Annotated in this window: 21 protein-coding genes, 1 tRNA gene and 1 pseudogene; 9 read left to right on the top strand and 14 right to left on the bottom strand. The window is 67.4% G+C overall.

The window, feature by feature from the left end; genetic code table 11:
- Positions 1 to 28: 28 nt before the first annotated feature.
- Complete coding sequence (locus tag G6N36_RS21030; protein ID WP_163688783.1) at positions 29 to 703, top strand: aminodeoxychorismate/anthranilate synthase component II; 675 nt, start codon at positions 29 to 31, stop codon at positions 701 to 703.
- Here the strand turns inward: G6N36_RS21030 and pknB are convergent.
- The 7 genes from pknB to G6N36_RS20995 all read right to left on the bottom strand — a co-directional run bounded on the left by pknB (position 681) and on the right by G6N36_RS20995 (position 10,417).
- Positions 681 to 2,555 carry a Stk1 family PASTA domain-containing Ser/Thr kinase gene (pknB, locus tag G6N36_RS21025; RefSeq protein WP_163688782.1) on the bottom strand — a complete coding sequence of 625 codons (1,875 nt, stop codon included), beginning with the start codon at positions 2,553 to 2,555 and terminating at the stop codon, positions 681 to 683. The two genes, G6N36_RS21030 and pknB, sit on opposite strands and share 23 nt — an antisense overlap.
- A complete protein-coding gene (locus G6N36_RS21020; protein ID WP_163688781.1) occupies positions 2,552 to 3,901 on the bottom strand; it encodes a serine/threonine-protein kinase in 1,350 nt (449 codons plus the stop codon). Before G6N36_RS21020 ends, pknB begins: the two co-directional genes overlap by 4 nt.
- Entirely contained in the window at positions 3,898 to 5,373 is a 1,476-nt protein-coding gene (gene pbpA / locus G6N36_RS21015; protein WP_163688780.1) for a D,D-transpeptidase PbpA, read from the bottom strand. The genes G6N36_RS21020 and pbpA overlap by 4 nt, the downstream gene beginning before the upstream one ends.
- Complete coding sequence (locus G6N36_RS21010; protein ID WP_163688779.1) at positions 5,370 to 6,782, bottom strand: peptidoglycan glycosyltransferase RodA; 1,413 nt, start codon at positions 6,780 to 6,782, stop codon at positions 5,370 to 5,372. The genes pbpA and G6N36_RS21010 overlap by 4 nt, the downstream gene beginning before the upstream one ends.
- A complete protein-coding gene (locus G6N36_RS21005; RefSeq protein ID WP_163688778.1) occupies positions 6,779 to 8,362 on the bottom strand; it encodes a PP2C family protein-serine/threonine phosphatase in 1,584 nt (527 codons plus the stop codon). The genes G6N36_RS21010 and G6N36_RS21005 overlap by 4 nt, the downstream gene beginning before the upstream one ends.
- Positions 8,359 to 8,826, bottom strand: coding sequence for an FHA domain-containing protein FhaB/FipA (locus G6N36_RS21000; protein WP_083129340.1), 468 nt, complete (start codon positions 8,824 to 8,826; stop codon positions 8,359 to 8,361). Before G6N36_RS21000 ends, G6N36_RS21005 begins: the two co-directional genes overlap by 4 nt.
- Positions 8,827 to 8,980: 154 nt before the next feature.
- Entirely contained in the window at positions 8,981 to 10,417 is a 1,437-nt protein-coding gene (locus G6N36_RS20995) for an FHA domain-containing protein (protein WP_163688777.1), read from the bottom strand.
- A 259-nt stretch (positions 10,418 to 10,676) separates the two neighbouring features.
- On the opposite strand from G6N36_RS20995, the gene G6N36_RS20990 reads away from it, so the two are divergent.
- Positions 10,677 to 10,759, top strand: a tRNA-Leu gene (locus tag G6N36_RS20990).
- Between the two features lie 16 nt (positions 10,760 to 10,775).
- Here G6N36_RS20990 and G6N36_RS20985 read toward each other — a convergent pair.
- Positions 10,776 to 11,366, bottom strand: a complete 591-nt coding sequence (locus G6N36_RS20985) for a TetR/AcrR family transcriptional regulator (protein ID WP_163690791.1) — start codon at positions 11,364 to 11,366, stop codon at positions 10,776 to 10,778.
- 150 nt (positions 11,367 to 11,516) lie between these two features.
- On the opposite strand from G6N36_RS20985, the gene G6N36_RS20980 reads away from it, so the two are divergent.
- The 5 genes and pseudogenes from G6N36_RS20980 (at position 11,517) to G6N36_RS20960 (ending at position 17,773) form a co-directional block, all read left to right on the top strand.
- Entirely contained in the window at positions 11,517 to 13,769 is a 2,253-nt protein-coding gene (locus G6N36_RS20980) for a molybdopterin-dependent oxidoreductase (protein ID WP_163688776.1), read from the top strand.
- A gap of 12 nt (positions 13,770 to 13,781) precedes the next feature.
- Positions 13,782 to 14,276 (top strand): annotated as a pseudogene (locus G6N36_RS20975) (pyridoxamine 5'-phosphate oxidase family protein); the annotation flags it as partial.
- Between the two features lie 10 nt (positions 14,277 to 14,286).
- Positions 14,287 to 14,772: a nitroreductase family deazaflavin-dependent oxidoreductase gene (locus G6N36_RS20970; RefSeq protein WP_163688775.1), complete on the top strand. Its 486-nt coding sequence runs from the start codon at positions 14,287 to 14,289 to the stop codon at positions 14,770 to 14,772.
- Positions 14,773 to 14,883: 111 nt separating this feature from the next.
- Complete coding sequence (locus tag G6N36_RS20965; RefSeq protein ID WP_163688774.1) at positions 14,884 to 15,858, top strand: ferritin-like domain-containing protein; 975 nt, start codon at positions 14,884 to 14,886, stop codon at positions 15,856 to 15,858.
- A gap of 106 nt (positions 15,859 to 15,964) precedes the next feature.
- Positions 15,965 to 17,773 carry a serine/threonine-protein kinase PknH/PknJ gene (locus G6N36_RS20960; protein WP_163688773.1) on the top strand — a complete coding sequence of 603 codons (1,809 nt, stop codon included), beginning with the start codon at positions 15,965 to 15,967 and terminating at the stop codon, positions 17,771 to 17,773.
- A 3-nt stretch (positions 17,774 to 17,776) separates the two neighbouring features.
- Here the strand turns inward: G6N36_RS20960 and G6N36_RS20955 are convergent, their stop codons facing one another.
- Both G6N36_RS20955 and G6N36_RS20950 read right to left on the bottom strand, forming a co-directional pair.
- A complete protein-coding gene (locus tag G6N36_RS20955; RefSeq protein WP_163688772.1) occupies positions 17,777 to 18,628 on the bottom strand; it encodes an acyl-CoA thioesterase domain-containing protein in 852 nt (283 codons plus the stop codon).
- A gap of 28 nt (positions 18,629 to 18,656) precedes the next feature.
- Positions 18,657 to 18,953 (bottom strand): GNAT family N-acetyltransferase, encoded by a 297-nt coding sequence (locus G6N36_RS20950; RefSeq protein ID WP_163688771.1) that lies wholly within the window; start codon positions 18,951 to 18,953, stop codon positions 18,657 to 18,659.
- Positions 18,954 to 18,988: 35 nt separating this feature from the next.
- Here G6N36_RS20950 and G6N36_RS20945 point away from each other — a divergent pair, with 35 nt between their 5' ends.
- Positions 18,989 to 20,044 carry an MBL fold metallo-hydrolase gene (locus tag G6N36_RS20945; RefSeq protein WP_163688770.1) on the top strand — a complete coding sequence of 352 codons (1,056 nt, stop codon included), beginning with the start codon at positions 18,989 to 18,991 and terminating at the stop codon, positions 20,042 to 20,044.
- On the opposite strand, the gene G6N36_RS20940 is transcribed toward G6N36_RS20945, so the two are convergent.
- From G6N36_RS20940 to G6N36_RS20925, 4 genes are all read right to left on the bottom strand, one after another.
- Complete coding sequence (locus tag G6N36_RS20940; RefSeq protein WP_163688769.1) at positions 20,041 to 21,024, bottom strand: pirin family protein; 984 nt, start codon at positions 21,022 to 21,024, stop codon at positions 20,041 to 20,043. The genes G6N36_RS20945 and G6N36_RS20940 overlap by 4 nt on opposite strands.
- 351 nt (positions 21,025 to 21,375) lie before the next feature.
- Positions 21,376 to 21,804: an EVE domain-containing protein gene (locus G6N36_RS20935; RefSeq protein WP_163688768.1), complete on the bottom strand. Its 429-nt coding sequence runs from the start codon at positions 21,802 to 21,804 to the stop codon at positions 21,376 to 21,378.
- Between the two features lie 126 nt (positions 21,805 to 21,930).
- On the bottom strand, positions 21,931 to 22,341 hold the full coding sequence (locus tag G6N36_RS20930; RefSeq protein ID WP_163688767.1) for a DUF5313 domain-containing protein: 411 nt from the start codon (positions 22,339 to 22,341) through the stop codon (positions 21,931 to 21,933).
- Positions 22,338 to 22,835, bottom strand: a complete 498-nt coding sequence (locus G6N36_RS20925) for a MarR family winged helix-turn-helix transcriptional regulator (protein WP_163688766.1) — start codon at positions 22,833 to 22,835, stop codon at positions 22,338 to 22,340. Before G6N36_RS20925 ends, G6N36_RS20930 begins: the two co-directional genes overlap by 4 nt.
- A 78-nt stretch (positions 22,836 to 22,913) precedes the next feature.
- Between G6N36_RS20925 and G6N36_RS20920 the strand changes: the two genes are divergently transcribed.
- Positions 22,914 to 24,482: an acyl-CoA carboxylase subunit beta gene (locus G6N36_RS20920; protein WP_163688765.1), complete on the top strand. Its 1,569-nt coding sequence runs from the start codon at positions 22,914 to 22,916 to the stop codon at positions 24,480 to 24,482.
- Positions 24,483 to 24,500: the final 18 nt, after the last annotated feature.

The raw sequence follows: 24,500 nt of genomic DNA, 5'->3' as shown, positions 1-24,500 counted from the left end.
CACAATTCGCTACCGGTAACCTGGCCTTATGCGTGTCCTCGTCGTCGACAACTACGACAGCTTCGTGTTCAACCTCGTCCAGTATCTGGGCCAGCTCGGGGTGAACGCCGAAGTCTGGCGTAACGACGACGACCGCCTGGGCACCGAGGACGACATCGCCAACGTGGCGGCGACGTTCGACGGAGTGCTCCTCTCCCCCGGCCCCGGTACCCCCGAACGTGCCGGCGCATCGATTTCGCTCGTGACGGCCTGCGCGGCGGCCGCGACGCCGCTGCTCGGCGTGTGCCTGGGACACCAGGCCATCGGCGTGGCGTTCGGAGGTACCGTCGACCGTGCCCCCGAACTGCTGCACGGCAAGACCAGCACGGTGCACCACTCGAATAGCGGTGTGCTGCAAGGCCTTCCGGATCCGTTCACCGCCACGCGCTATCACTCGCTGACCATTCTCCCCGAGACGATGCCGGCCGAACTCGAAGTGATCGCCCGCACCGAGGGTGGTGTCGTCATGGGCGTGCGACACGTCGAATTGCCCATTCACGGTGTGCAATTCCATCCCGAGTCGATCCTGACCGAGGGCGGGCACCGCATGCTGGCCAACTGGTTGGGTTACTGCGGCGCACCGCCGGCCGAGACCCTCGTCAGTCGGCTGGAGGACGAAGTCGCGACCGCGGTCGCCGCGGCTACGACGCGAAGCTCAGCGTGATCCGACTGTCGTAGTTGACACCGGTTCCGGCTGACGGACTCTGCGTCACCACGGCGTTGGTGCGCTGACCGCTGTTCTGCACGTCGGCGCCACGGTCCAGCACGCCCGTCCAGCCGAGGGCACGCAGTCGCGGCTCGGCGTCGGTCCAGAACTGACCCCGCAGGTCCGGCATGATGAACTGGTTGCCCCTCGAGACCTGCAGCTGGATCACCGTATCGACCGGAACGGTCTGTCCCGCAGGTGGATTGGTGCCGATCAATTGGCCGGCCGGAAGCGTGCTGTCCACCTGGACCGGGACGGTGGTGGTGAAGCCCGACGCGGTGAGGATTTGTACAGCGCTCTCCTGCGATTGGTCCTTGACGTCTGGGACGGGACGCGTCTCGGGGCCCGCGCCCAGCACGATCGTGATCTCGTTGGTGATCGCCGACGTCTGGTTGACCGGCGGATTGGTGCCGAGCACCTTGTCCTTCATCTCCGGTGTCGACGGCGAGGAAGACGGCCGGAAGTTCTCGAAGCCGGCGTCCGCGAGCTTCTCGACGGCGTCGTCGTAGCTGAGGCTCCTGACGTCGGGGATCTCACGCTGCTCGGGGCCGGTGGACACGTTGATGGTGATCTCGTCACCGGCGTCGACCGACGCGTTGGCGGCCGGGTCGGTGCCGATGACGTGGTCGGGAGGCACATTGGAATCGGGCTTCTGCAGCGTGCGAGTTCTGAACCCGCGGTTCTGCAGCTCGGCGATCGCGTCGGCCGACACCTTGCCGCTCACGTCGGGCACTTGGACGGCGCGCGTGCTGCCGCCGAAGGTGTTGATCGCCAGCGTCACCAGCACGGTCAGCACGGCGAGCACCGCCACCGCGACCAGCCAGCGGCCGACCGAGCCGCGCCGCTCCCGCTCGATGTACTGGGGCTGCGCTCGCCCGACGGGGTCGATCGGCTCGGTCTGGTGGTCGCCCGGCGCGGCCGACATGAGCGAGCTGCGCTCGGCGTCGGTGAACACCTTGGGTGCGTCGGGTTGCTCGCCGCTGTGCACTTTCACCAGATCGGTGCGCATCTCCGCCGCCGTCTGATATCGATTGTCAGGGTTTTTCGCGAGGGCCTTGAGGACGACGGCGTCCAGCTCGGGGGAGATGCCTTCGTGGCGCTGCGAGGGGGGCACCGGGTCCTCGCGGACGTGTTGATAGGCCACGGCAACCGGTGAATCACCGACGAAAGGTGGTTCGCCAGTGAGGATTTCGTACAGGACGCAGCCCAGCGAGTAGACGTCGGAACGGGCGTCGACCTTCTCGCCGCGCGCCTGCTCGGGCGACAGGTACTGCGCGGTGCCGATCACGGCGGCGGTCTGGGTGACATTGTTGGCGTCGGCGAGCGCGCGTGCGATGCCGAAGTCCATCACCTTCACCGCGCCGGTGTTGCTGATCATGATGTTCGCGGGTTTGACGTCGCGGTGGATGATCCCGTGCTGGTGGCTGAAGTTCAGGGCCTGGCACGCATCGGCGATCACCTCGATGGCCCGGCGCGGCTCCATCGGCCCCTCGGTGTGGACGATGTCGCGCAGCGTGACGCCCTCGACGTACTCCATCACGATGTAGGGCAGCGGGCCGTTGGGTGTCTCCGCCTCACCGGTGTCATAGACCGCGACGATGGCGGGATGGTTCAGCGCGGCGGCGTTCTGCGCCTCCCGTCGGAACCGGAGGTAGAAGCTCGGATCGCGGGCGAGATCTGCGCGCAGCACCTTGACGGCGACGTCGCGGTGCAACCGCTGATCGCGCGCCAAGTGGACTTCGGACATGCCGCCGAAGCCCAGGATGTCGCCGAGTTCGTACCGGTCGGACAGGTGTTGCGGGGTTGTCATTGCAATGTCTGTTCTGGCGTCGAGGAGGACCGTGTGCCCTGCGGCTCGGTGGGCGGACCCATCACCTGCATCGTTGCCGGGGACGCGATCGCATTGAGTCGGGTTACCCCGAATTCTGCCCCACCATCGCCGACACCTGCCTGCCCGGGCCGTTCCGGCATCGCTGTCGGCGAGAACGGCGTGGTCTCGGTGATCGTGTCGGTGATCGTCGGCGGCGGTGTCTGTTCCTGGTCCTTGCGGTCCTGGGCGTTGAGCACGATCAGAATCGCGATGACGATGGCCAGGGCACCGAGCACACCGGCCGCCCATAGCAGCGCTCGCTGGCCCGAGGAGAACGTGCCGCGAGACGGCGCCGGGGGAGGGCGATGGCTTCCGGTGGACGGACGGGGCCGGGCGGCGGTGACGGGGGAACGCGTGCTCAGATCCGCGGCGGCGCGAGCCTGGGCTGCCGAGGGCACGGCCGCGGGGGTGGCCCGGCCGAGTGTCGGCGCCTGGTTCGGACGCGGGGGACGTCGGCCCGAGCGGACGGCGGCGACGGCGTCGGCGAACAGCCCGCCGGAGCGATACCGCATACCCGGATTCTTGACCAGGGTGATCTCGATCAGCTCGCGCACGTTGGGCGGCAGATCGGCGGGCAGTGGCGGGGGCGTCTCCTTGATGTGCTTCATCGCGACGGTCAGCGCACCGTCTCCGGTGAAGGGCCGCTTGCCCGAAACAGACTCGTAGCCAACGACTCCCAGTGAGTACACATCGCTGGCCGCGGTGGCGTCATGGCCGAGCGCCTGCTCGGGGGCGATGTACTGGGCGGTGCCCATCACCATGCCGGTCTGGGTGACCGGGGCGGCGTCGACGGCCTTGGCGATGCCGAAGTCGGTGAGTTTGACCTGACCGGTCGGCGTGATCAGGATGTTGCCCGGTTTGACGTCACGATGTACCAACCCCGCCGTGTGGGCGACCTGCAGCGCCCGGCCGGTCTGCTCGAGCATGTCCAGCGCATGGCGCAGCGAGAGCCGGCCGGTGCGCTTGAGCACCGAGTTCAGTGGTTCGCCGTTGACGAGTTCCATCACCAGATAGGCGGTGCGGCCCTCACCGTCCATGTCGGTTTCGCCGTAGTCGTACACGCTGGCGATACCGGGGTGGTTGAGCATCGCCACGGTGCGTGCCTCGGCTCGGAACCGTTCGACGAACTCCGCGTCCTCGGAGTACTCGGCCTTGAGCACCTTGACCGCGACGCGGCGGCCCAGCCGGGAGTCGATACCTTCCCAGACCTGGCCCATGCCGCCGGTGGCGATGAGCCGCTGCAGCCGGTAGCGGCCGGACAGCGTCACTCCTACGCGGGGACTCATGTTCCCTCCCGCAGCGCTGCGGCGATGGTGGCCCGCCCGATCGGCGCGGCCAGCGTCCCTCCGGTGGCGGACAAGCGGTCGCCCCCGTCCTCGACCAGCACGGCGACGGCGACCTTGGGTGCCTGCGCCGGGGCGAATGCGATGTACCAGGCATGCGGTGGGGTGTTGCGCGGGTCGGTACCGTGCTCCGCCGTGCCGGTCTTCGAAGCGATCTGCACGCCGGCGATGGCTCCCTTCTGCTGCGTGCCCTGCTCAGCGGCGACCATCAGATCCGTCAGTGTATCGGCGACCTCCTGCGACACCGCTCGCCGCTCTTCCTGCGGCGCCGCCGACCCGATATTGGCAAGGTCGGGTCCCTTAAGGCTATCGACCAGGTACGGACGCATCGTCACCCCGTCGTTCGCGATGGTCGCGGCCACCAATGCGTTCTGCAATGGCGTCACCGCGACGTCCTTCTGCCCGATGCTCGACATGCCCAGCGCGGCCTCGTCGGGAATCGGTCCCACGGTCGACTCGACGACCTGCAGCGGGATCATCGGGGGAGGGGTATCCAATCCAAAGGACTGCGCCGCCGATCGCACGGCATCCCTTCCCGCGTCCAAGCCGAGCTCGACGAATGCCGTGTTGCAAGACTTCGCGAATGCCTGACGCAGCGTGGTCGTCGGGCCAGGACCACAAGTGGAGCCGTCGAAGTTCTCCAGGGTTGCGGTGCTGTCTGGCAACGGGATTCGCGCCGCGGTCGTCACCTGGGTGTTCTCGTTCGCACCGCTTTCGAGCGCGGCCGCGGTGGTGATGACCTTGAATGTCGAGCCGGGCGGGTAGGTTTCGGAGATCGCACGGTTCAGCAGCGGTGCATCGGGATCGTCGCGCAGCCGCTGCCAGGCGGCCGACTGCTCCTCCAGATTGTGGGTGGCCAGCAGATTGGGATCGTAGGACGGCGACGACACCATTGCGAGGATCTTGCCGGTGGACGGCTCGAGTGCCACCACCGAGCCCTTGCACGGGCCGCCGCAGCCGTCCTTTATCGCGTCCCAGGCCGCTTGTTGCACCTGGGGTTTGATGGTCGTGTCGACATTCCCGCCGCGCGGGTCACGCCCGGTGAAGAAGTCGGCGAGCCGCCGCCCGAACAGGCGTTGATCCGACCCGTTGAGGACGGTGTCCTCGGCGCGCTCGAGTCCGGTGCTCGAGTACTGCAGTGAGTAGAACCCGGTGACGGGCGCATACGCGTACGGATTGGGATACACGCGAAGGAAGCGGAACCGGCCGTTGGTCGACACCGAATACGCCAGCAGCTGACCGCCCGCCGAGATCTGGCCGCGCTGACGCGAGTACTCGTCGAGCAGCACCCGCTGATTGCGCGGATCCGACCGCAGGCCGTCCGCGGTGAACACCTGGGTGAGCGTGGCATTGGCCAGCAGGAGCACGACGAGGACCATGACCGAGACGGCGATACGGCGCAGTGAGGTGTTCATACCTTCTCGATCACCTCGGTGCTCACCGCCGCGATCGGGGTCGCGGACTGCGGGCTGGTGACGATGGGGCGTCGCGCGGAGTGGGATATCCGGACCAGGATCGCCAGCAGCAGGTAGTTGGCCAGCAGCGACGAGCCGCCGTAGGACATCCACGGTGTGGTGAGACCGGTCAATGGGATCAGCTTCGTGACGCCGCCCACGACGATGAACAGCTGGATCGCCAGCGTCGACGCCAGCCCGGCGGCCAACAGCTTGCCGAAGCTGTCGCGCACCGCGATCGCCGTGCGAAGGCCGCGGATGATCACGATCGTGTACAGCATCAGGACGGCCGCCAGGCCCACCAGCCCGAGTTCCTCACCGATGGCTGCGATGATGAAATCGGTCGACGCGGCTGGCACCGTGCCAGGCTGCCCGTTGCCCAGGCCGGTACCGAAGATCCCGCCCGTCGCGAAGCTGAACATCGACTGCACCATCTGGTAGCCGGCACCCTCGGGGTCGGCGAACGGATCCAGCCAGGTCTGTACGCGAACCTGGACGTGACCGAAAAGGTGATATGCCGCAACGCTTCCCGCAGCGAACAGTCCCAGGCCGATAACCACCCAGCTGAGCCGGTCGGTTGCGATGTAAACCATCACCAGGAACGACGCGTACAGCAGCAGCGAGGTGCCGAGGTCCTTCTCGAAGATCATCACGCCGATCGACGCGATCCACGCCGCCAGCAGCGGAGCGAGGTCACGGGGCCGGGGCAGGTCCATGCCGAGGAAGTGCTTGCCCGCGCTGGTGAACACGCTGCGCTTGGACACCAGGACCGAGGCGAAGAAGACGAGCAGCAGGATCTTCGAGAACTCGGCCGGCTGAATGGAGAAGCCCGGCAACCGAATCCAGATCTTCGCGCCATTCTGCTCGGACATCGACCTGGGCAGGACCGCCGGGATGATCAGCAGGACCAGGCCAGTGAGACCACACACGTAGCCGTAGCGCGCGAGCATGCGGTGATCCCGCAGGAAGATCACGACGAGTGAGAAGCCGATGACTCCCACGAGGGTCCACAGCATCTGCTGGTCGGCGGTGCCGCCGAGGCCCTGCTCGATGAGCACGCCCTCGGCGAGGTCCAGACGGTGAATCATCACCAGACCCAACCCATTCAGCAGCGCGACAACCGGAAGCAGCAGCGGGTCGGCGTACGGCGCGAACCGTCGCACCGCGAGATGCGCACCGGCGAAGAGCGCCAGATACGCGACGACGTACTGGGCCAGATCCCAACGCAGGCCCTGTTCCTGATTGGCCTCGACGAGCAGCAGTGCGACCGCGGTGATGACCGCGGCGAAGCCGAGCAGGAACAGCTCGGCGTTGCGCCTGTTCGGAAGCGGGGGAGTGACGGCCACCGGTGACTGCGGCTGGGTGGTCATGACAATTCCCGGCAGTCCGTCCCGGGTACCTGCGGCGGCGGGGGGAGTGCGGTGACGGTCGGAGACGGTGTGGGTGGCGGGGTGGTCGGCGCCGGCGGGGCGGGGGACGCGGGCGACTGGGGAGTGTCCGACCCGGGAGGGGGAGGCGGCTTCGTGAGCGTCCGCGGGGTTTCCGGCGCCGGTGTCGACGTGCGTTCGGTCGGCTCGCCCGCGGTCGTGCTGGCCGGTGGATTGTTAGGCAGCCCTGGAGAATTCGACGGATCCGGCGAATGCGGGACGGCCGTGGTGCGCGGCGACGGCGACGGCGTGGCGGCCGGCGGCGGGCAGACCGGCAGCACCGAACCCTGGGCGAGCTTGTTGATCTGGCCGATGGCGTCGTCTTCGGAACCGGTCGGCAGTCCCGCTTCCACCTGAGCCCGGTCGGCCTGCTTCAGATCTGTGACACGGAAAAGCTGGCAGCCGGACGCCGATTGGCCCGGTGCGATGAGGTTGAGGTCGTTGCGGGCCGTCAGGCAACCGTGCCGGTAGGTCTCCTGCATCGCGACGCCGAGGATCGATCCGGGTATGCCGCGCATGATCGATACGGTGCCGTTGTGCGCGGCGACGTAATAGTTGCTGCGCACGACCTCGCGGCCGATGACCAGACCGGCGACGACCACCAAAATCAAAAGCGCGGCGGCGATGAACATTCGCCGCCGCGATCTCGGTGCACGAACCGGCTCCTCGGGAGGGGGTTCCACCCGCTTGGCCACATTGCGGCGTGGGTTGAAAGCCGACGCGCGGCCCGCTGCCGTGTTGGGGGGCGCGGTCTGATCGTCGTCACCGGATACCGCACCGGCGAGAATCGGCTGGGTCTGGCCGTAGTCGTAGTCGACGACGTCGGCCACCACGACCGTCACGTTGTCGGGTCCGCCGCCGCGCAGAGCCAATTCGATTAGGCGGTCCGCACTTTCAGCCGTGTCGGGGATCTGCAGCGCTTCGAGGATGGTGTCGTGGCTGACCGGATCGGACAGCCCGTCGGAGCACAGCAGGTAACGGTCCCCGGCCCTGGCCTCACGCATGATCAGGGTGGGCTCGACCTCGTGACCGGTGAGCGCGCGCATGATCAGCGACCGCTGCGGGTGGCTGTGCGCCTCCTCGAGCGTGATGCGGCCCTCATCGACCAGTGTCTGGACGAAGGTGTCGTCCTTGGTGATCTGGGTCAGTTCACCGTCGCGCAGCAGATAGCCGCGGGAGTCGCCGATGTGAACAAGGCCAAGACGATTGCCCGCGAACAGGATCGCGGTCAACGTGGTGCCCATGCCTTCGAGCTCGGGGTCCGCCTCGACCTGAGCGGCGATGGCGGAGTTGCCCTCCCGGACCGCGGTGTCGAGCTTGCTCAGCAGGTCGCCGCCGGGCTCGTCGTCGTCGAGGTGAGCCAGCGCCGCGATCACCAGCTGCGAGGCGACCTCGCCGGCCGCGTGACCGCCCATGCCGTCGGCCAGCGCGAGCAGGCGCGCACCGGCGTAGACGGAGTCCTCGTTGTTGGCGCGGACCAGGCCGCGGTCGCTGCGCGCGGCATATCGAAGCACCAGTGTCACGGGCGCAGCTCAATTACCGTCTTGCCGATTCGAACCGGCGTCCCCATCGAAACGCGTACCGCAGTCGTCACCTTGGCCCTGTCGAGGTATGTGCCGTTGGTCGATCCTAGGTCTTCTACGTACCATTCCGAACCTCGAGGGGACAGCCTTGCGTGCCGTGTCGAGGCGTAGTCGTCGGTGAGAACCAGAGTGGAGTCGTCGGCGCGGCCGATCAGCACCGGCTGGGTGCCTAATGTGATGCGCGTTCCCGCGAGCGCTCCCTCGGTGACGACCAGCTGCCGCGCCACGTTCCTGCGGCCGCGATTGGGCAGCAGCGAACCCCGCAACGGCAGTCCCCGTCGCACCATGACTGCTCCGGTCGGTGCATAGATGTCGGTCCTCAGGATCCGCAGCACCGACCAGATGAACAACCACAGAAGCAACAGAAAGCCGACGCGTGTCAGTTGCAGTACCAACCCCTGCATCTGACGTCCTCTCCGTCCCCATTCGTTTCCGTCGCATCGACAGCCAAATCGATGTCGCCACATTCGGCAACGTCACGATACTTGGACGGCCAGCTGCATGGGGAGAAGCCGGCAGCTTCTCCCGGTTGAGGGCCGGCCGCAGATCGGCCGAGCCTCAGTGCACGCGGACGACGATCTCCGAATGGCCCAGCCGGATGACGTCGCCGTCGGCGAGCTGCCACTCCTGGACCGGTGCGTTGTTGACCGTCGTCCCGTTGGTCGAGTTGAGGTCGGCGAGCAGGGCGACCTGGCCGTCCCAGCGGATTTCCAGGTGCCGGCGGGAGACGCCGGTGTCGGGCAGGCGGAACTGGGCGTCCTGTCCGCGACCGATCACGTTCGCGCCTTCACGCAGCTGGTAAGTCCGGCCGCTGCCGTCGTCGAGCTGCAGCGTGACGGTGGCTCCGGCAGCGGGGTAGTCACTCTGCCCGTAGCCATAGCCGCCGCCCGCGGGCTGGCCGTAGTCGTAGCCGCCCTGGGGTTCGCCATAGCCGGGCTCGGCGTATCCGGCACCGCCCTGGTCGTAGCGGCCGTAGTCGGGTTGGCCTCCGTAGCCCTGGTCCTGGCGGCCGTAGGCCTGTCCGCCGTACCCGCCCTGATCGGGATAGCCGCCTTGGTCGGGGTAACCGCCCTGATCGGGATAGGACGGGCGGCCGTAGCCACCGTCGTCGGGCCGCGATGGCGCAGGCGGACGGCCGTAGTCGTAGTCACTCGCCGGCGGCTGGTAGCCCTGCTGCTGGCCACCTGGGGGCGGGCCGTAGCCGCCGGGTGCCTGACGGTAGCCCTGATCCGGGTATCCGCCGCCGCCCTGGGGTGGGCCGTAGCCGGCAGGCGGGCGCTGCTCGTATGACGGCGGTGGGTAGCCCCCCTGGTCCGGATAGCCGCCCTGGTCCGGGTAGCCGCCCTGGTCGGGATAGCCGCCTTGGTCGGGATAGCCGCCCTGGCGCGGTGGGTAGCCCGCGTCGCGCTGGGGCGGGTAGCCGCCCTGCTCCTGCGGCGGGTAGGGGCCGCGGGGATCCTGTCCGCGGTCGTCTGGCCGGCCGTATCGGTCGTCGTAATACTCGTCGCCGGGCCGCCCCTGAGCCTGGCCGCCATATTGCGTCGGGTTGTCGCTCATCGGTACTCCTGATTCTGCGTTGGACGAAAGGTCTCGGGGTGGTGAGGCGGGATCGCCACTGGTGGAGTCGGGATTGACCGCCCCCCGCGCGCGAAATTGTCCGGTGTGCAGGCTGGATGATTGTTCGAACCTGACGACCACATCACCATACGTTTGCCATCCCTGCTCATGGATGTATCCCTCCAAGTGCTTGGCAAAAGTCGTTGGTGTGAGGTCCGGGTCGGCACTCACCTCCTGATAGTCAGGCACACTGAGGGTAATGACGTAGTCGTTTGGCGCCAAAACTCGCCCGGCGGCCAATTCGCGCGCACCGGTCTCTGCCTCGCGCCGAAGCATCGCCTCGACCTCTTGCGGAACGATCGATCCGCCGAACACCCGTGCGAAAGCATCGCCGACGGTCGACTCGAGCTTTCGCTCAAAACGGTCGACCAGACCCATATCACCGCCTGCCTCATTTGTTGTCGGCCGCCTTGCCGGCGGCCGGGGGCGCACCCTTGCTGTTCACCCGCGTGTCGCCTGGCCACCGCCCTTGCCTGCATGGTATCGGCCCGGCACGTCGACGCGTGACCAATGGAATTCTGAGAATTGAAACCCAGCAGGTCAGCGGCGTTTGTCTGGAAGACGTCGCGGCCCGCAGCGCCGCATCGGCACGGTTGGGGAGCACGGTGTTGTGCGTGATAGTCTTCCCCGGTTGTTGGGGCGAGTGGCGGAATGGCAGACGCGCTGGCTTCAGGTGCCAGTGTCCTTCGGGACGTGGGGGTTCAAGTCCCCCTTCGCCCACAATTCTTGAACCGACTCAGACGAGCACTCCGCGCAGGACCAGCTCGCTGAGTGCTGCCGCTGCGGCGTCGATGTCGTTGACGTGACGTACGCAGACCGCGTACCACGCGCCGCCGGCTATGACGTCCATGACGGTGTCGGCGTCGATCCCGGGGCGGGCCGTTCCCTCGGCGACCGCGGCGTCGATCCGGCAGGCCAGCTGGTTGCGGGCGGCCGCTTCCAGGCGGTCGCTGATCACGCGGCGCATCCTGCGGTCGGACCGTAAGTCGCTGAGCAGACCGGGAAGTGCCTCGCGTACGGCCGGATCCTCGTACATGGCCAGTGCCCCGCGGCACAGCCGGGTGATCTCGCTGACGAAGTCGTCCGCGGGAGGCTCGGGCCCGAGGTCGGGAAACAGCGCCTCGTGCACCAGCTGCGCCTTGGAACTCCAGCGGCGGTATACCGCCGGACGGCTCACCTGCGCCGTGGAGGCGATCAGGTCGATGGTCGTCGCCGAGTAGCCACGGTCGACGAGCAGGCGCCGGGTCGCGGCGAGCACCGCCGCGTCGATCGACGGGTCGCGGCGCGAACCCTGACGCCGGTGACGCCGTTCGACGGTCTCCAAGATTCGCGCCCTGCCTTCGCCCGTTTGTCGTTACAGTGTGTCACAACTATTTGTCGCCGAACGTGGGTTACCCGCACGCAAATCGACCGCTTGAAACCGCCACCCTGAAGCGTGCCGGTAACCCACGTTCGCCGAACCGTCGAGGAGGCAGTCATGACGATCGCGCAGACGAACCTGTTGGCCGGCGTCGGCGAGGACGGCCGCCATTTGTACACCTGTCCGCTGTGTGAAGCCATGTGCGGCTTGGAGATTCAGGTCGAAGACAGACAGGTGACCGGCATCCGCGGCAACCGTGACGACGTCTGGAGTCGCGGCCACATCTGCCCCAAGGGCGCCAGCCTGGGCGCCGTCCACCATGACCCCGACCGGATCCGCCGGCCGATGATCAAAGTCGACGGCCAGTGGCAGGAGGTCGGCTGGGACGCCGCCTTCCGCCGCTGTACCGAGCTGCTTGCACCGTTGATCGAGAAGCACGGCATCGGCGCCGTGACCTGCTACACCGGAAACCCGCTCGCGCACTCGTTCTCCCTCGGCCGCTACACCGGCGTGCTGCTCGGCATGTCGGGCATCCCGCTGTCTTACTCGCCCGGGACCGTCGATCAGTGGCCGAAGAACCTCTCGTCGCACCTGATGTACGGCGGATGGTGGACGTTCCCGGTACCTGACATCGAGCGCACCGACCTGCTGGTGGTGATGGGCGCCAACCCCTCCGCCTCCCAGGGCTCCCTGCTGGCCGCGCCCGACGTCATGGGCATCGTCGACGGAATTCGCAAGCGCGGCAAGGTGATTGTCATCGACCCCGTCCGCACCCAGACCGCGGCGCGGGCCAGCGAATGGCTGCCGATCACACCCGGTACCGACGCCGCGTTGCTGATGGGTGTCACCCACACCCTGTTCGACGAAGACCTGGTCGTCCTTGGGGACCTCGCTCCTCACATCGACGGGCTCGACCAGTTGCGGGAGGTCGCCGCGGACTGGTCCCCGGAGCGGGTCGCCGATGTCACCGGAATCGAAGCGCAGCGCATCAGGGAGCTCGCGCGCGAGCTCGTCAGCACCGAGCGCGCCGTCGTGTACGGCCGAATCGGTACGTGCAACCAGGAATTCGGCAGCCTGGCCAGCTGGCTCGTCGACGTCGTCAACATCCTCACCGGACATTTCGACAAGCCGGGCGGCTCGATGTTCCCGCGTGCCGCCGCGTGGTCGGTGACCGTTCAGCCGATCCCCGGCCTCGAAGACGGCGCCGCTGAATTCGGCCGTTTTCGCACCCGGGTGCGCGGCGCCAAGGAGGTACTGGGGCAGGTACCGGTGTCGTGCCTGGCCGAGGAGATCGCGACGCCGGGGGAGGGGCAGATCAAGGCCCTCATCACAGTTGCGGGGAATCCGGTGCTGTCCACTCCGGCCGGCCACCAACTGGATGAGGTGCTGCCGCAACTGGACGCGATGATCGCCGTCGACCTGTGGATGAACGAAACGACGCGGCACGCCGACGTCATCCTGCCCGGCCTGTCGCCGCTGGAGCAGCCGCACCATGACGATCTGATCCTCAACTTCGCGGTCAACAGCATCGCCAACTACTCGGCGCCGGTCTTCGAGCCCGACGAACCAGACCGCCCCCACGAGTGGGAGATCCTTGTCAGGCTCACCGGGCTGTGCACCGGCGTGCCCGCCGAGGACGTCGACGTTGCCGCGATCGACGACGGCTTCTTCGACTACATGGCGTTCACTCAGGGCCTGGACGGCGCGGAGATCCGCAAGCACTACACACATGGCGGCCCCGAACGCATCCTGGACCTCACCCTGCGTACCGGTCCGTTCGGTGACAGGTACGGCGAGAACCCCGACGGCCTGACGCTGGAAAGGTTGAAGGCGCAACCCAACGGGATCAACTTCGGGCCGATGGTGCCGCAGGTCCCAGATATCCTGGGGACCGCCGACAAGAAGATCCGGCTGGCACCGCAATATCTGCTCGACGACCTGCCACGTCTGGCCCAGCGTCTCGACCGCGCGCCCGACGAGCTGGTCCTCGTCAGCCGACGTCATCTGCGATCCAACAACTCCTGGCTGCACAACGTCGGTCCGCTGATGAAGGGCAAGGACCGGTGCACGCTGCTGATGCACACCGATGATGCCGTCAAGCACGGTGTGGTGACCGGCGACGTGGTCAGGGTGACGTCGGAGGGAGGCAGCATCGAGGTGCCAGTCGAGGTGACCGCCGCGATCATGCCGGGCGTGGTCTCGATGCCGCATGGCTGGGGCCACGGCAAGCCGGGCACCCGGATGTCGATCGCCAACGAATCCCCGGGCGTGAACACCAATGTCCTGTCCCCGCCGAACTTCATCGACGAGCCGTCGGGCAACGGGGCGCTGAACGGTATCCCGGTGACGGTGACAGCGACGTCGACCTGAAAGTATCGACGCGTGGGCAAGAACGAACGTTCAAAAATCGTCATGAGCGACGACGAGATCGCCGAGTTCATCGAACGCAGCCGCACCGCGACGATGGCGACCGTGCTCCCCAACGGACGGCCGCACCTGGTGGCGATGTGGTACGCGGTGCTCGACGGTGAGATCTGGTTCGAGACGAAGGCCAAGTCGCAGAAGGCGGTCAACCTGCGCCGGGATCCCACGATCACCGTCATGATCGAGGACGGACAGAGTTACACCACGCTGCGCGGAGTGTCGATCGACGGCACCGCCGAGATCATCGACGATCCGGAAACCAATCTGCGCGTTGGCATCAGCGTGTGGGAGCGCTATACCGGCCCGTACACCGACGAGATGCGTCCGTTCGTCGACCAGATGATGAACAACCGGATCTGCGTGCGAGTGGTACCCGGCCGGATGCGCAGTTGGGATCATCGCAAGCTCGGCATGGGCGACATGCCGGTCGGTGGCAGCACCGCCCAGTACCTGCAGGGGAGAGATGGACCCGAACAAGAAACCGGCACAACTGAATTCGCCGCTTGTCGACACGATCATGAAGTACGCCGGCAAGGCGCACGTGTGGGTGTATCGGAAGTCCGGCGGGAAGATCGGCGCCAACTGGCGCATCGGTGCGGGACTGAAGAAACCGGTGCCGACGTTGCTGCTCGAGCACACCGGCCGCAAATCCGGTAAGACGTTCGTCTCGCCGCTGGTGTTCATCGAAGACGGTCAGGACGTGATCGTGGTGGCTTCGAAGGGTGGTAGCGACACCCATCCGCAGTGGTACCGCAATCTGGTGGCGATCCCGGACGTCCACATCGAGATCGGCACCGATCGCCGCGCCGTGCGCGCCGAGACCGCGTCGCCGGAGGAAATAGCGAGGCTCTGGCCGAAGCTGGTCGAGGCCTACGCCGACTTCGACACGTACCAGAGCTGGGCCGACCGCGACATACCCGTGATCGTGCTCAAGCCACGGCGAGCCTGATGCGATCTATCTCACAGTCCTGAATGTTGGCCGGCCCGGTGTGTCGGGTAGCCAATCGTCAGGTGCACCCCAGCGCCGACCCAATCCGTCAACGCTTAAGGGGCGATTCACATGACTGACACCACCACCAAGACCGCTGAACTCACGTTGATCAATCAACTGCGCACCGTGCTCGACCTGACGCACACCGAGATTCAGGTCGCCGAGACCCGCATCGCGCAGGCACGAACCGACGCGGTCCGTGACGAGCTGACCAAAAACGCAGACAACGGCCGTATCCGCGCGGAGGCCATCGAGAAGGCCATTCGTGACCTCGGCGGATTCCCCGACACCATCGGCCCGTTCCTCGGCCGCGCCGCCGCCGCGGTGAAGGCGCTGACCGAGCAGGCCCAGCCGTTCGACGAGGCACTACTCGGCGATCTCGCGCTCGAGGACCAGCTGCTCGATCGGTCGCGCTACATCAAGGCGCTCGCGGTCGCGGCGAAGAACACCGACGTCCAAGCGCTCGCCGATCGTCTGATCACCGCGCATTCGGCCACGGTCAACTGGCTGACCACCGTGCTGGCCGAGGACGCGCTGGGCGGACCGGCTGCGCTGCGTCGCACTCCGCTGCAGGCGGCGGCTGGTACCGCAGTGAAAATCGTCGGCATGCCCGGGCAGTGGTCGGCGCAATCGGCCGAGCGGGTCGCCGAACTTCTGCGCTCCGCCGGCCCAGCCGTCGACGACCTGGTGCGTCGCGCACAGCATGCCGGTGAGATCGCGCTCAAGGCGATCGGTGCATCGCGTGACGCGGCGCTGCAGAGTGCGGAGGACGTCGCTCGCCGCGAGGGTGCAGACGACGCTGCCGACGCGATTCACAGCGCCCGCGCAGCCACCGGCGTTCTCGACGCCGGTGAGCTGCCGATCGCCGAGTACGACGAGCTGAACCTCAACGACGCCGTCGCCGCGGTCAAGGAACTCGAGGATCCGGCCGACATCCGGGCGATCATCGCCTACGAGGAGGCGCATAAGAACCGGCAGCGGCTGGTTTCGGCCGCGCAGACCCGCGTAGCCGAGATCGCCCAGGAGGTTGTCGGCCTGAGCTGACCTCCACGCCGTACCACCGGACACCCCGCAACCTCTCGAGGCTGCGGGGTGTTCGCGCTGTGCAACACGGCATGCTAGGACGGACGGGATCCAGTGAGGGGGCAGCGTGGCGTTGAGCCCGGGCATGACGGTGGCCGGTTACACCATCGAGGCGGTACTGGGTGCGGGCGGAATGGGCACGGTCTACAAGGCCCGCAACCCCGCCCTGCCGCGCAGCGACGCGTTGAAGGTCCTCTCGGAGGGTCTGTCGCAAGACGACCATTTCCGCGCCCGATTCCTGCGCGAGGCCGACCTGGCAGCGACGTTGGATCACCCCAACATCGTCACGGTCTACAACCGGGGTGAGACCGAGGACGGCCAACTCTGGATCGCGATGCAATATGTCGACGGCAGCGACGCGGAGAAGGAGACCCGCGCACGCCGGATGACTCCGCTGCGCGCCGTGCACATCGTGGGCGAGGTCGCCAAGGCGCTTGATTACGCCCACCGGCGTCAGCTGCTGCACCGCGACGTCAAGCCGGCCAACTTCCTGCTCTCCGCCGACGACGAACGAGTTTTCTTGGCGGACTTCGGAATTGCCCGTGCACTCGACGACGCGACCAACCTGACGGCGACGGGAATGGTGGTGGCCACCATTGCTTACGCCGCACCGGAAAGTCTGTCCGGCTACACGGTCGACGGCCGCGCCGACATCTACTCGCTCGGCTGCTCGCTATTCGACCTGCTGACCCAGCGGTCACCGTTCGGCAGTTCCGGAGGTATGGCGGCGACGATGGCCGCGCACCTCAACGATCCGCCACCGCGCGCCACCGATCTGGTGCCCGACTTGCCCGCAGCGATCGATCACGTGATCGCCCGGGCCATGGCCAAGAATCCCAGCGACCGCTATCAGACAGCAGGTGACTTCGCCGCCGCCGCGGCACGAGCGATCGACGAGCCCACCGTCGCGCTGCGTCCCGCGCAGAGGATGCAGGCACCTCGGTGGCCGGACCCGCCACGGCCGGCCCCGCCGACGGGTCCACGGCCCTACACCCGCCCCAGTGTGCCGCCCAATGCCCAGCTCACCGGCCCGAGCTTCCCCGGCCCTCAGCCGGCGTACCGCCCCCAGTCGAGTGCCCCGCCGACGGTCGTGCCGCAGGGCAGACGCCCCGACAGGTTCGGCGGCAAGGCCCGCATGCTGGGTATCGGCGCCGCCGCCGCGGCGGCGGCCATCGCGGTGATCGTGATACTCGTCGTCACCCTCTCCGGCGGTGACGATTCCGGGTCGGCGGCTGCGACAACGGAGACGACGGCTTCGTCGACGCGGGCCCGGGTTCCGACATCGGAGCCCGCCCCGGCGCCGACCGCTCCCGGCAACATTCCCGACGATGCGCTGCCCGGACTCCTGCTGTCTGCCAACGACATCAGCGGACGGATGAACAAGCCCGGGATGACCGCCATGCCGACCGAGAACGCGCCGCTCGCCGGGTCGGTCACGCCACCCAACTGCACCGGGGCGTGGGGCCCGGCCTACCAAGCCACCTACGACGGGTCCGGTTTCACGGCGATGGTGATCCAGGGCGTGTTCTCGGATCCGACCCACAAGCTGGTCCAGGCCGTCACGGCCTTCCCGGATGCGGACGCGGCCAAGGCTTTCTACGACCGGCAGGTCGCCGACTGGAACGCTTGCAAGTCCACCCACATCAGGTTCGAGTACCAGGGGGCCTCGACGGAGGCCGATCTCGGCGTGCCGTCGACCACCGCGGGCGTCATGACGATGAAGCTCACTCCGACGACATCGGCGACGGCGGGGCAGCAGTGCGAACGCGATATGGCGTTGCGCGCCAACGTGATTGTCGACGTGCGCGCGTGTTCACCCACGGTCGGAAGCTCAGGGTTGGCGATTGCCAGCGCCATCGCCGACAAGATCAAGTAGGGGCTACGGATGCGGCGGATCGAAGCCGGGGTTGGAGAGCGCCGTCGCCGTAGCGCTGCCGATCGGACCGGATTCGTCGACGAGGGTGGCGACACCCGTCGCGACGCCGGCGTGGCTGTAGTGGGTCAGCGCGGCCAGCCCGAGGTAGGGACCTTCGGGTAACCGGCTCAGCGTCAACGTGTAGTCGGCGTTGATGAACTGCAGACCCATGGGGCCGTAATGGGTCAGCGAGCTGGCCATGTCGCCTGCCATCGCGGCGCGGGTGAACGCGGTGAGCGGTTCGCCCGTGACGAGTGGGCGGATGTCGCGTACCCAGATGTACTTCGGGCCGGCGTGTTCCCACGCGGACAGACCGAAGCCGGGCCCGGGAGTGTGGTCCTCCTTGCCGTAGGTCCACACCAGCGTGGTCAGGCCGCGCGGGATCGGGTCGGGTGTCGGCGGGATCGGCGGCATGGTTACCGGCGAGGTCCAGATCTCGTCGGCCGGTTGTTCGCCGCGGCGCAGGAACAATCCGGTGGCGCGGGCGACGACGGTCTCGTCCTGGGTGGCGACGGCGTCGACCAACTTCAAGCGCCGTCCCTGCCGCGCCACGCTGGTGTCGACGCGCACCGGTGCGAGCGCCGCGGGTCGGAACAGGTCGACGGTCAGGCGTGCCGGCTGGAGATCGGGTTCGCCCGCGTTGCGTTCGAGCACGTGGCCGAGTAGTCCGCCGAGGTAATTGCCGCTGATTGTCTGTCCCCACGGTCCGCGCGCGATCGCCGTGGGGACGAACCGGTCACCGTCGGCGGTGAAGAACGCCGTGGGGGCGCCGCCGCCGCGCTGCGCGATGTCGGCGGCACTGTCCTGAGTCGTCATCGGATCTGACGATATCGGCCCTGTTGGGTTAGCTGTCGACCCCGTCGTCGAACTCGGGGTGCTTCTCGACGTACGACCGAACCATCGAGCACACCGGCACGATCCGCAGTCCTTCATCCTTGGTCTGCTGCAGTGCCTCGCCGATCAGGATCGACGCCAGGCCGCGGCCCTGGAATGCGTCGTCCATCTCGGTGTGCGGGAACGTCCGCTGGCCGTCGGTGTCGGAGATCTGGGTGAAACCGGCCACGGTGCCGTCCACCGAAATGGTGAAGCGGTCGGCCTCCCTGGTGACGGTGGTGGTCGCGCCGGTCTTGTCGGTTGCCATCTCTCTTCCATACCCAGCGGGCGCAAGATGGAGTCATGTGTGACGACGGCGGCACGACCGCAGAGGCGTTGGCATCCATCCCGCGGTTGGCGGAAGGGGCGGCGGTCGATCCGATTGCGCTCACGCCGGTCGACGAGATCACCATCACGACGCTGGTGGACAACAGCTACGACGCGTTGATGGGCGATGTCGGTCCGGCCCGTCGCAGGGGGATGGGAACCGTGCCCCCGGCCGCCGCACCGCAGTTCGAGGGCGGGCTGGCCTCGCCCGGGCTGATCGCCGAGCACGGCTTTTCCGCGCTGGTGTCGACACGTCGCGACAATCGGTTGCACACGGTTCTCTTCGACACCGGAATATCGCCGGACGGAATGGCGATCAACTTCGAGCGCATGGGTCTGGACGCGTCGGCGATCGAGGCCGTTGTGCTCAGCCACGGTCATGTCGATCACGACGGCGGCTTCCCCGGGTTGGCCCGGCTGCGCGGCCGCCGCGGGCTGCCGCTGGCGGTGCACCCGCTGGTGTTCAGCAGGCGCCGGTTTGCCCTGCCGAACGCCCCGGCGATGGAACTGCCGACGCTGAGCCGGTCGGCGCTGGAGGCCGAGGGCTTCGAGGTGATCGAGCGGCGTCAGCCGTCGCTGCTGTTGGACGGCTCGGTGCTGATCACAGGTGAGGTCGACCGCACGACGGAGTTCGAGCGTGGCCTGCCCAACCACGAGGCGTGGCGCGACGGCCGATGGGAGCCCGACCCGCTGCTGCTCGACGAGCAGGCGCTCGTGGTCAACGTCCGCGGCAAGGGTCTCGTCGTGCTCACCGGCTGCGGGCACGCCGGCGCGGTGAACATCGCGCGGCATGCCATGCGGTTGACGGGAGTGGATCGGTTGCATGCGCTGCTCGGCGGCTTCCACCTCACGGGGCAGGTCTTCGAGCCGATCATCGAGCCGACGGTCAACGCGTTTCTCGAGCTGCGGCCCGACACGCTGGTGCCCGCGCACTGTACTGGGTGGAAGGCTCAGCACCGGTTTGCGGCAGCACTGCCCGACGCGTTCGTGCCCAACGCCGTGGGCACCGCAGTCACGTTCGTCGCGGCTTAGGGCGCCGGGTTCGCGCGCGGGCGAAGCCTGCCATTGGGTAGGGGAGGAGCCGGCAGTCGGGTGGTGGAGCCGGTGTAGCCCACGACGGAACCGAAGCGGTCGTCGTGGTCCTGCCACTGCCGGCGGTAGGTCGCGATGTCGTCGTGACTGCGACCGACGAAGTTCCACCACATGATCAGCTGCTCGGGAAACGGTGTGCCACCGAGCAATAGGACGCGGGCAGGCCCGTCGCCCCGGTTGACGATGCTCAGCTGGTCGCAGCCCGCTTGTTGGAACGCGAGGTCGGCGATGTCGAGCGTGGTTCCCGCGACGTCGACGCTGCCCTGGTCGAGCAGCACGCCGTGTTCGAAGGTGCGGTCGATGTCCAACGAGAGGTCGGCACCGGGGTCGAGATCGAGTTGGGCGCCCAGTAGCGGCGTGAACGTGTGGACCGGTGAGCGGGCGTCGGCGAGCTCGCCGAGGAAGACCCGCAGCGTGGCGTCGTCGAGGGACTGCGGCGGCGGGGCGAAGTGCGCGAAGTCGCGGCCGGTATCGCGATCGGCGTCTGGCAGTGCGACCCACAGTTGTACGCCGTGCAGGACGGTGGCCGCCGGCCCGGAAATCACCGAGACCTCGGAGTGGCAGATGCCTGCACCTGCGGTCATCAGGTTCAGCTCACCGGGCCGTACCATCGCGTGCACGCCCGCGCTGTCGCGGTGCTCGATCTCGCCGCTGAACAGCCAGCTGACAGTCTGCAGCCCGGTGTGCGGATGTGGAGGAACGTCCATGCCGGTTCCCCCGGGACTGCTTCGCAGGTCGTGGGGACCGTAATGGTCGGCGAAGCACCACGCACCGATGAGCGAGCGTTCGCGCTGCGGGAGGGTGCGCCGGACGCGGATCGCGCGCAGTCCGCCGAGCGGAACCTCGCGCGGATGCAGCACGCCGGTGAATGGCGATGGTGCACAGGCGACTTCGGCGGGCACCGGGTCGGTGTTGCTCACCAGACCAACGTAGGCCGGACCTGAGTCATTGCCCAGTTGGGAATGCGGGGTCAGGCAGCTGGATTGGCTTGCGTCACAACAGGAACAGTGCGGTGCAGACCGATCTGGACGGCCGAACCTATCTGGCTGCACGGGGCGCACAGGCCGGCGCTTGGGTATCCGCATGCCGGACAAATGGTGAAACGTCTACTACTTATGTCGGCACTGGTGCTCATGTCGTCCTTCTCCCGGTACTGCGGAGCTCCGTTGCGCGCACGACCTGCGAAAACAGTCGTCCGAACAGCGTCCCCCAATTGCTACCTGTCTGTACCCGGCAGCGACGTGATCAAACCGAGATTTTTGTCGAGGGCGTCAGCCGCGGTCAATCGGGCTGGTCATCGCCGATCGGAGCACCTCGAAGTCGTGATCGTCGATGGTGAACACCCCTGCGCGGAACTTGTAGCCCCACCGCGAGGTGTCCTCGATGAAGTTGAGCTTCTCGAGCAGGGGCCGGATCGGGATCTCGGTACATTCGAGGAAGTCGACGTTGCGGCGCCACGGTTGGAGGTCAGGCGCCACTTCGGTTTGATACGGCTCGTCGTCGACGACTTGCCCGATCGCGGTGAAGGCCTGCAGTGGATCGCCCTCCGGATAGTCGGTCTTCGGCGAGTAGAAGATGATCCAGTCGCCGCGTGCCATCTTGCGCAACATGTGCGGTCTGCCGTGATTGGCCTGCGTGAAGCGCCCGCGTACCCCGCGCTCGACGTGGCCACGGCTGACCGTGTTTATCCAGTTCGTCATGACTGGCACGCTAAGTGCGGGTGCTGACAGATCGGTGCTTGGTTTGCGCTGCCTGTGGATAACTGCGATGACACACTGGCACCTTTACGAGCAGACCGCTACCCGCGCTGTCGAGGCGCTGTACGCCTAGAACGGGCTGCTGTTGGACTGCCAGCGTGCCTCTTCCGGACGCGGCCCGTACTTGCGGGCGTAGGCCTCGTGCATGGCGGCGTCCCGCTTGCGCTTGATCTGGTCGACGAGGTTGGGGTCCAAATTGTGCTGCGCCAGCCGGTGCCTGCGCCACACCTTGTTCAGCGCCAGCGACATCAGGACCGCCCAAATGTAGATCGGCGCGGTCATCTCCATGTGCACGTACAGCGACGCGGGCAGCAGCCAGAACGGCGCGAGCACCAGTAGCGGCGGGATCGCCATGCGGATTATGTGGCGGCGGACCGCGCCATGGTCGGCAAGATCGTGAGCCACCCACTCGCGCATGGAGTCCGGTAGCCGCTTTCCGTAGCAGTATGCGATGTACTGCAGAGGGCCAGGCTTGTTCATCGGGTGTCCTTCCCTTCGTCGAGTGCGCCCGCCGCCAGCGCCGCGGCGTTGACCCGGGTGAGAACGTCATGCAGCCGCTCGAGCTCGTCGAGCCCGACGCCGAGCCGCTCCACGACCGCCTGCGGAATCTTCAGGGCTCGCCGGCGCAGCTGAATCCCCGCCTTCGTCAGGCCGACGTCGGTCGCGCGTTCATCGACCGCGCTGCGCGTGCGGGTGATCAACCCCAGCGCCTCCAGCCGCTTCAGCATCGGTGAGAGGGTCGCCGAATCCAGTTGCAGCGCAGTGGCAATCGCCTTGACCGACATCGGTCGATCGGTATTGGACTTGTGGTTGTCCCACAGCGCGAGCATCACGAGATACTGCGGATGGGTGAGGCCCAGCGGTTCGAGCAGCGGGCGGTACACCGCCAGCACCGCACGGTTGGTCACCGCCAGGGCGAAGCACACCTGCCGTTCGAGGGCCAGGGGGTCGATGTCTGCGTCGACGACCGTCATGCCACCACCGTACGCTCATTAGATAGGGCACTAACTAATAGGGTGCTATATATCACAGCTTGTTAGCATCACCACGCCATGTCTGACGAGCCGATACGCGCTGACCATGCGGAGTTGTTGCAGCGCCGTGCCCTGACCGAGGACGCCGCACGCCCAGACGCCATCGAGCGCAGGCGCGCCCGCAACGGTCGCACCGCCAGGGAAAACATCGCCGACCTCGTGGACGCGGACTCGTTCGTCGAATACGGCCGCTTCGCGATCGCCGCCCAGCGCCACCGTCGCGACCTCGCTGACCTGATCGCCCGCACCCCCGGCGACGGGCTCGTGGCGGGCACGGCCCGCGTCAACGGCGACCTGTTCGGCGCTGAGCGCGCCGCCTGCGCCGTGCTGTCGTACGACTACACGGTTCTCGCGGGTACCCAGGGCGCGCTGGGCCACCGCAAGAAGGACCGCCTCTTCGAACTCATCGCACGCATGCGGCTACCGACCGTCTTCTTCGCAGAGGGCGGCGGCGGAAGGCCCGGGGACACCGACTACCCCGCCGTCTCCGCGCTCGACGCCCGCGCATTCAAGTTGTGGGCGGCGCTGTCGGGTCTGGTGCCGCGGATCGCGGTCGTCAAGGGCCGCTGCTTCGCAGGCAACGCCGTCATCGCGGGCAGCTCGGACCTGATCGTCGCCACCGAGGACACCTCGCTCGGAATGGGCGGCCCGGCAATGATCGCGGGCGGCGGACTCGGTGACGTCCATCCCGACGAGGTCGGTCCGATCAGCATGCAGGAGCCCAACGGCGTGGTCGACGTCGTCGTCGCCGATGAGGCCGAAGCCGTGGCCGTGACCAAACGCCTGCTCTCCTACTTCCAGGGCGCGACGACGCCGGGTGCCGCGAGCGACCAAACAGCCTTGCGCACAATGGTTCCCGAGCGGGCCCGTCGCGCATTTCCGGTGGCGCCGGTCATCGAGACGCTCGCCGACGAAGGATCGGTGACGTTCCTACGGCCGCGCTTCGCCGCCGAGATGGTGACGGCGCTGGCCCGCATCGACGGCCGCGCGGTCGGCATCCTCGCGAACAACAGCATGGTGATGGCCGGCGCGATCACGGCGGCCGCATCTGACAAGGCGGCGCGCTTCCTGCAACTGTGTGACGCGTTCGGACTGCCCGTCGTCTCGCTGATCGACTGCCCGGGCTACATGGTTGGCCTGGCGGCCGAGGCCGAAGCGCTGGTGCGCCGTGCGTCGCGCATGCTGGTCGCCGGGGCCGCGCTGAGCGTGCCTCTCGTGGCCGTCGTGTTGCGTCGCGGTTATGGACTCGGCGCTCAGGCGATGCTGGGCGGCAGCCTGCACGAACCGGTACTCACAATGGCTTGGGCCGGAGCACATCTCGGGCCGATGGGCCTCGAAGGTGCGGTCCGGCTGGGGCTCCGCAAGGAACTCGAGGCGATCGCCGACGATGAGGAACGAGAAGAACGGGTGCGCCAGGCCACCGCGGCGGCCCAGGAGAATGCCAAGGCGCTCAACGCCGCTCAGCTATTCGAGATCGACGATGTCATCGACCCGGCTGACACCCGCAGGCTCATCATCGACACGCTGAACGCCGCCACCATGAATGAACCGCGCCGGACGAATCGACGTTTCGTCGACACCTGGTGATCGCCCCTGCCAACCCCA

Source organism: Mycolicibacterium gadium (genome assembly GCF_010728925.1).
Classification (GTDB): domain Bacteria; phylum Actinomycetota; class Actinomycetes; order Mycobacteriales; family Mycobacteriaceae; genus Mycobacterium; species Mycobacterium gadium.
The sequence above is the reverse complement of the archived record's forward strand: the minus strand, read 5'-3'. Positions and strand labels throughout refer to the sequence as shown.

Excerpts from the sequence above, each read along its gene's own strand:
- G6N36_RS21030 (WP_163688783.1), top strand. The coding sequence starts at position 29 with ATGCGTGTCCTCGTCGTCGACAACTACGACAGCTTCGTGTTCAACCTC.
- pknB (WP_163688782.1), bottom strand. The coding sequence starts at position 2,555 with ATGACAACCCCGCAACACCTGTCCGACCGGTACGAACTCGGCGACATC.
- G6N36_RS21020 (WP_163688781.1), bottom strand. The coding sequence starts at position 3,901 with ATGAGTCCCCGCGTAGGAGTGACGCTGTCCGGCCGCTACCGGCTGCAG.
- pbpA (WP_163688780.1), bottom strand. The coding sequence starts at position 5,373 with ATGAACACCTCACTGCGCCGTATCGCCGTCTCGGTCATGGTCCTCGTC.
- G6N36_RS21010 (WP_163688779.1), bottom strand. The coding sequence starts at position 6,782 with ATGACCACCCAGCCGCAGTCACCGGTGGCCGTCACTCCCCCGCTTCCG.
- G6N36_RS21000 (WP_083129340.1), bottom strand. The coding sequence starts at position 8,826 with ATGCAGGGGTTGGTACTGCAACTGACACGCGTCGGCTTTCTGTTGCTT.
- G6N36_RS20995 (WP_163688777.1), bottom strand. The coding sequence starts at position 10,417 with ATGGGTCTGGTCGACCGTTTTGAGCGAAAGCTCGAGTCGACCGTCGGC.
- G6N36_RS20980 (WP_163688776.1), top strand. The coding sequence starts at position 11,517 with ATGACGATCGCGCAGACGAACCTGTTGGCCGGCGTCGGCGAGGACGGC.
- G6N36_RS20970 (WP_163688775.1), top strand. The coding sequence starts at position 14,287 with ATGGACCCGAACAAGAAACCGGCACAACTGAATTCGCCGCTTGTCGAC.
- G6N36_RS20965 (WP_163688774.1), top strand. The coding sequence starts at position 14,884 with ATGACTGACACCACCACCAAGACCGCTGAACTCACGTTGATCAATCAA.
- G6N36_RS20955 (WP_163688772.1), bottom strand. The coding sequence starts at position 18,628 with ATGACGACTCAGGACAGTGCCGCCGACATCGCGCAGCGCGGCGGCGGC.
- G6N36_RS20950 (WP_163688771.1), bottom strand. The coding sequence starts at position 18,953 with ATGGCAACCGACAAGACCGGCGCGACCACCACCGTCACCAGGGAGGCC.
- G6N36_RS20945 (WP_163688770.1), top strand. The coding sequence starts at position 18,989 with ATGTGTGACGACGGCGGCACGACCGCAGAGGCGTTGGCATCCATCCCG.
- G6N36_RS20935 (WP_163688768.1), bottom strand. The coding sequence starts at position 21,804 with ATGACGAACTGGATAAACACGGTCAGCCGTGGCCACGTCGAGCGCGGG.
- G6N36_RS20930 (WP_163688767.1), bottom strand. The coding sequence starts at position 22,341 with ATGAACAAGCCTGGCCCTCTGCAGTACATCGCATACTGCTACGGAAAG.
- G6N36_RS20925 (WP_163688766.1), bottom strand. The coding sequence starts at position 22,835 with ATGACGGTCGTCGACGCAGACATCGACCCCCTGGCCCTCGAACGGCAG.
- G6N36_RS20920 (WP_163688765.1), top strand. The coding sequence starts at position 22,914 with ATGTCTGACGAGCCGATACGCGCTGACCATGCGGAGTTGTTGCAGCGC.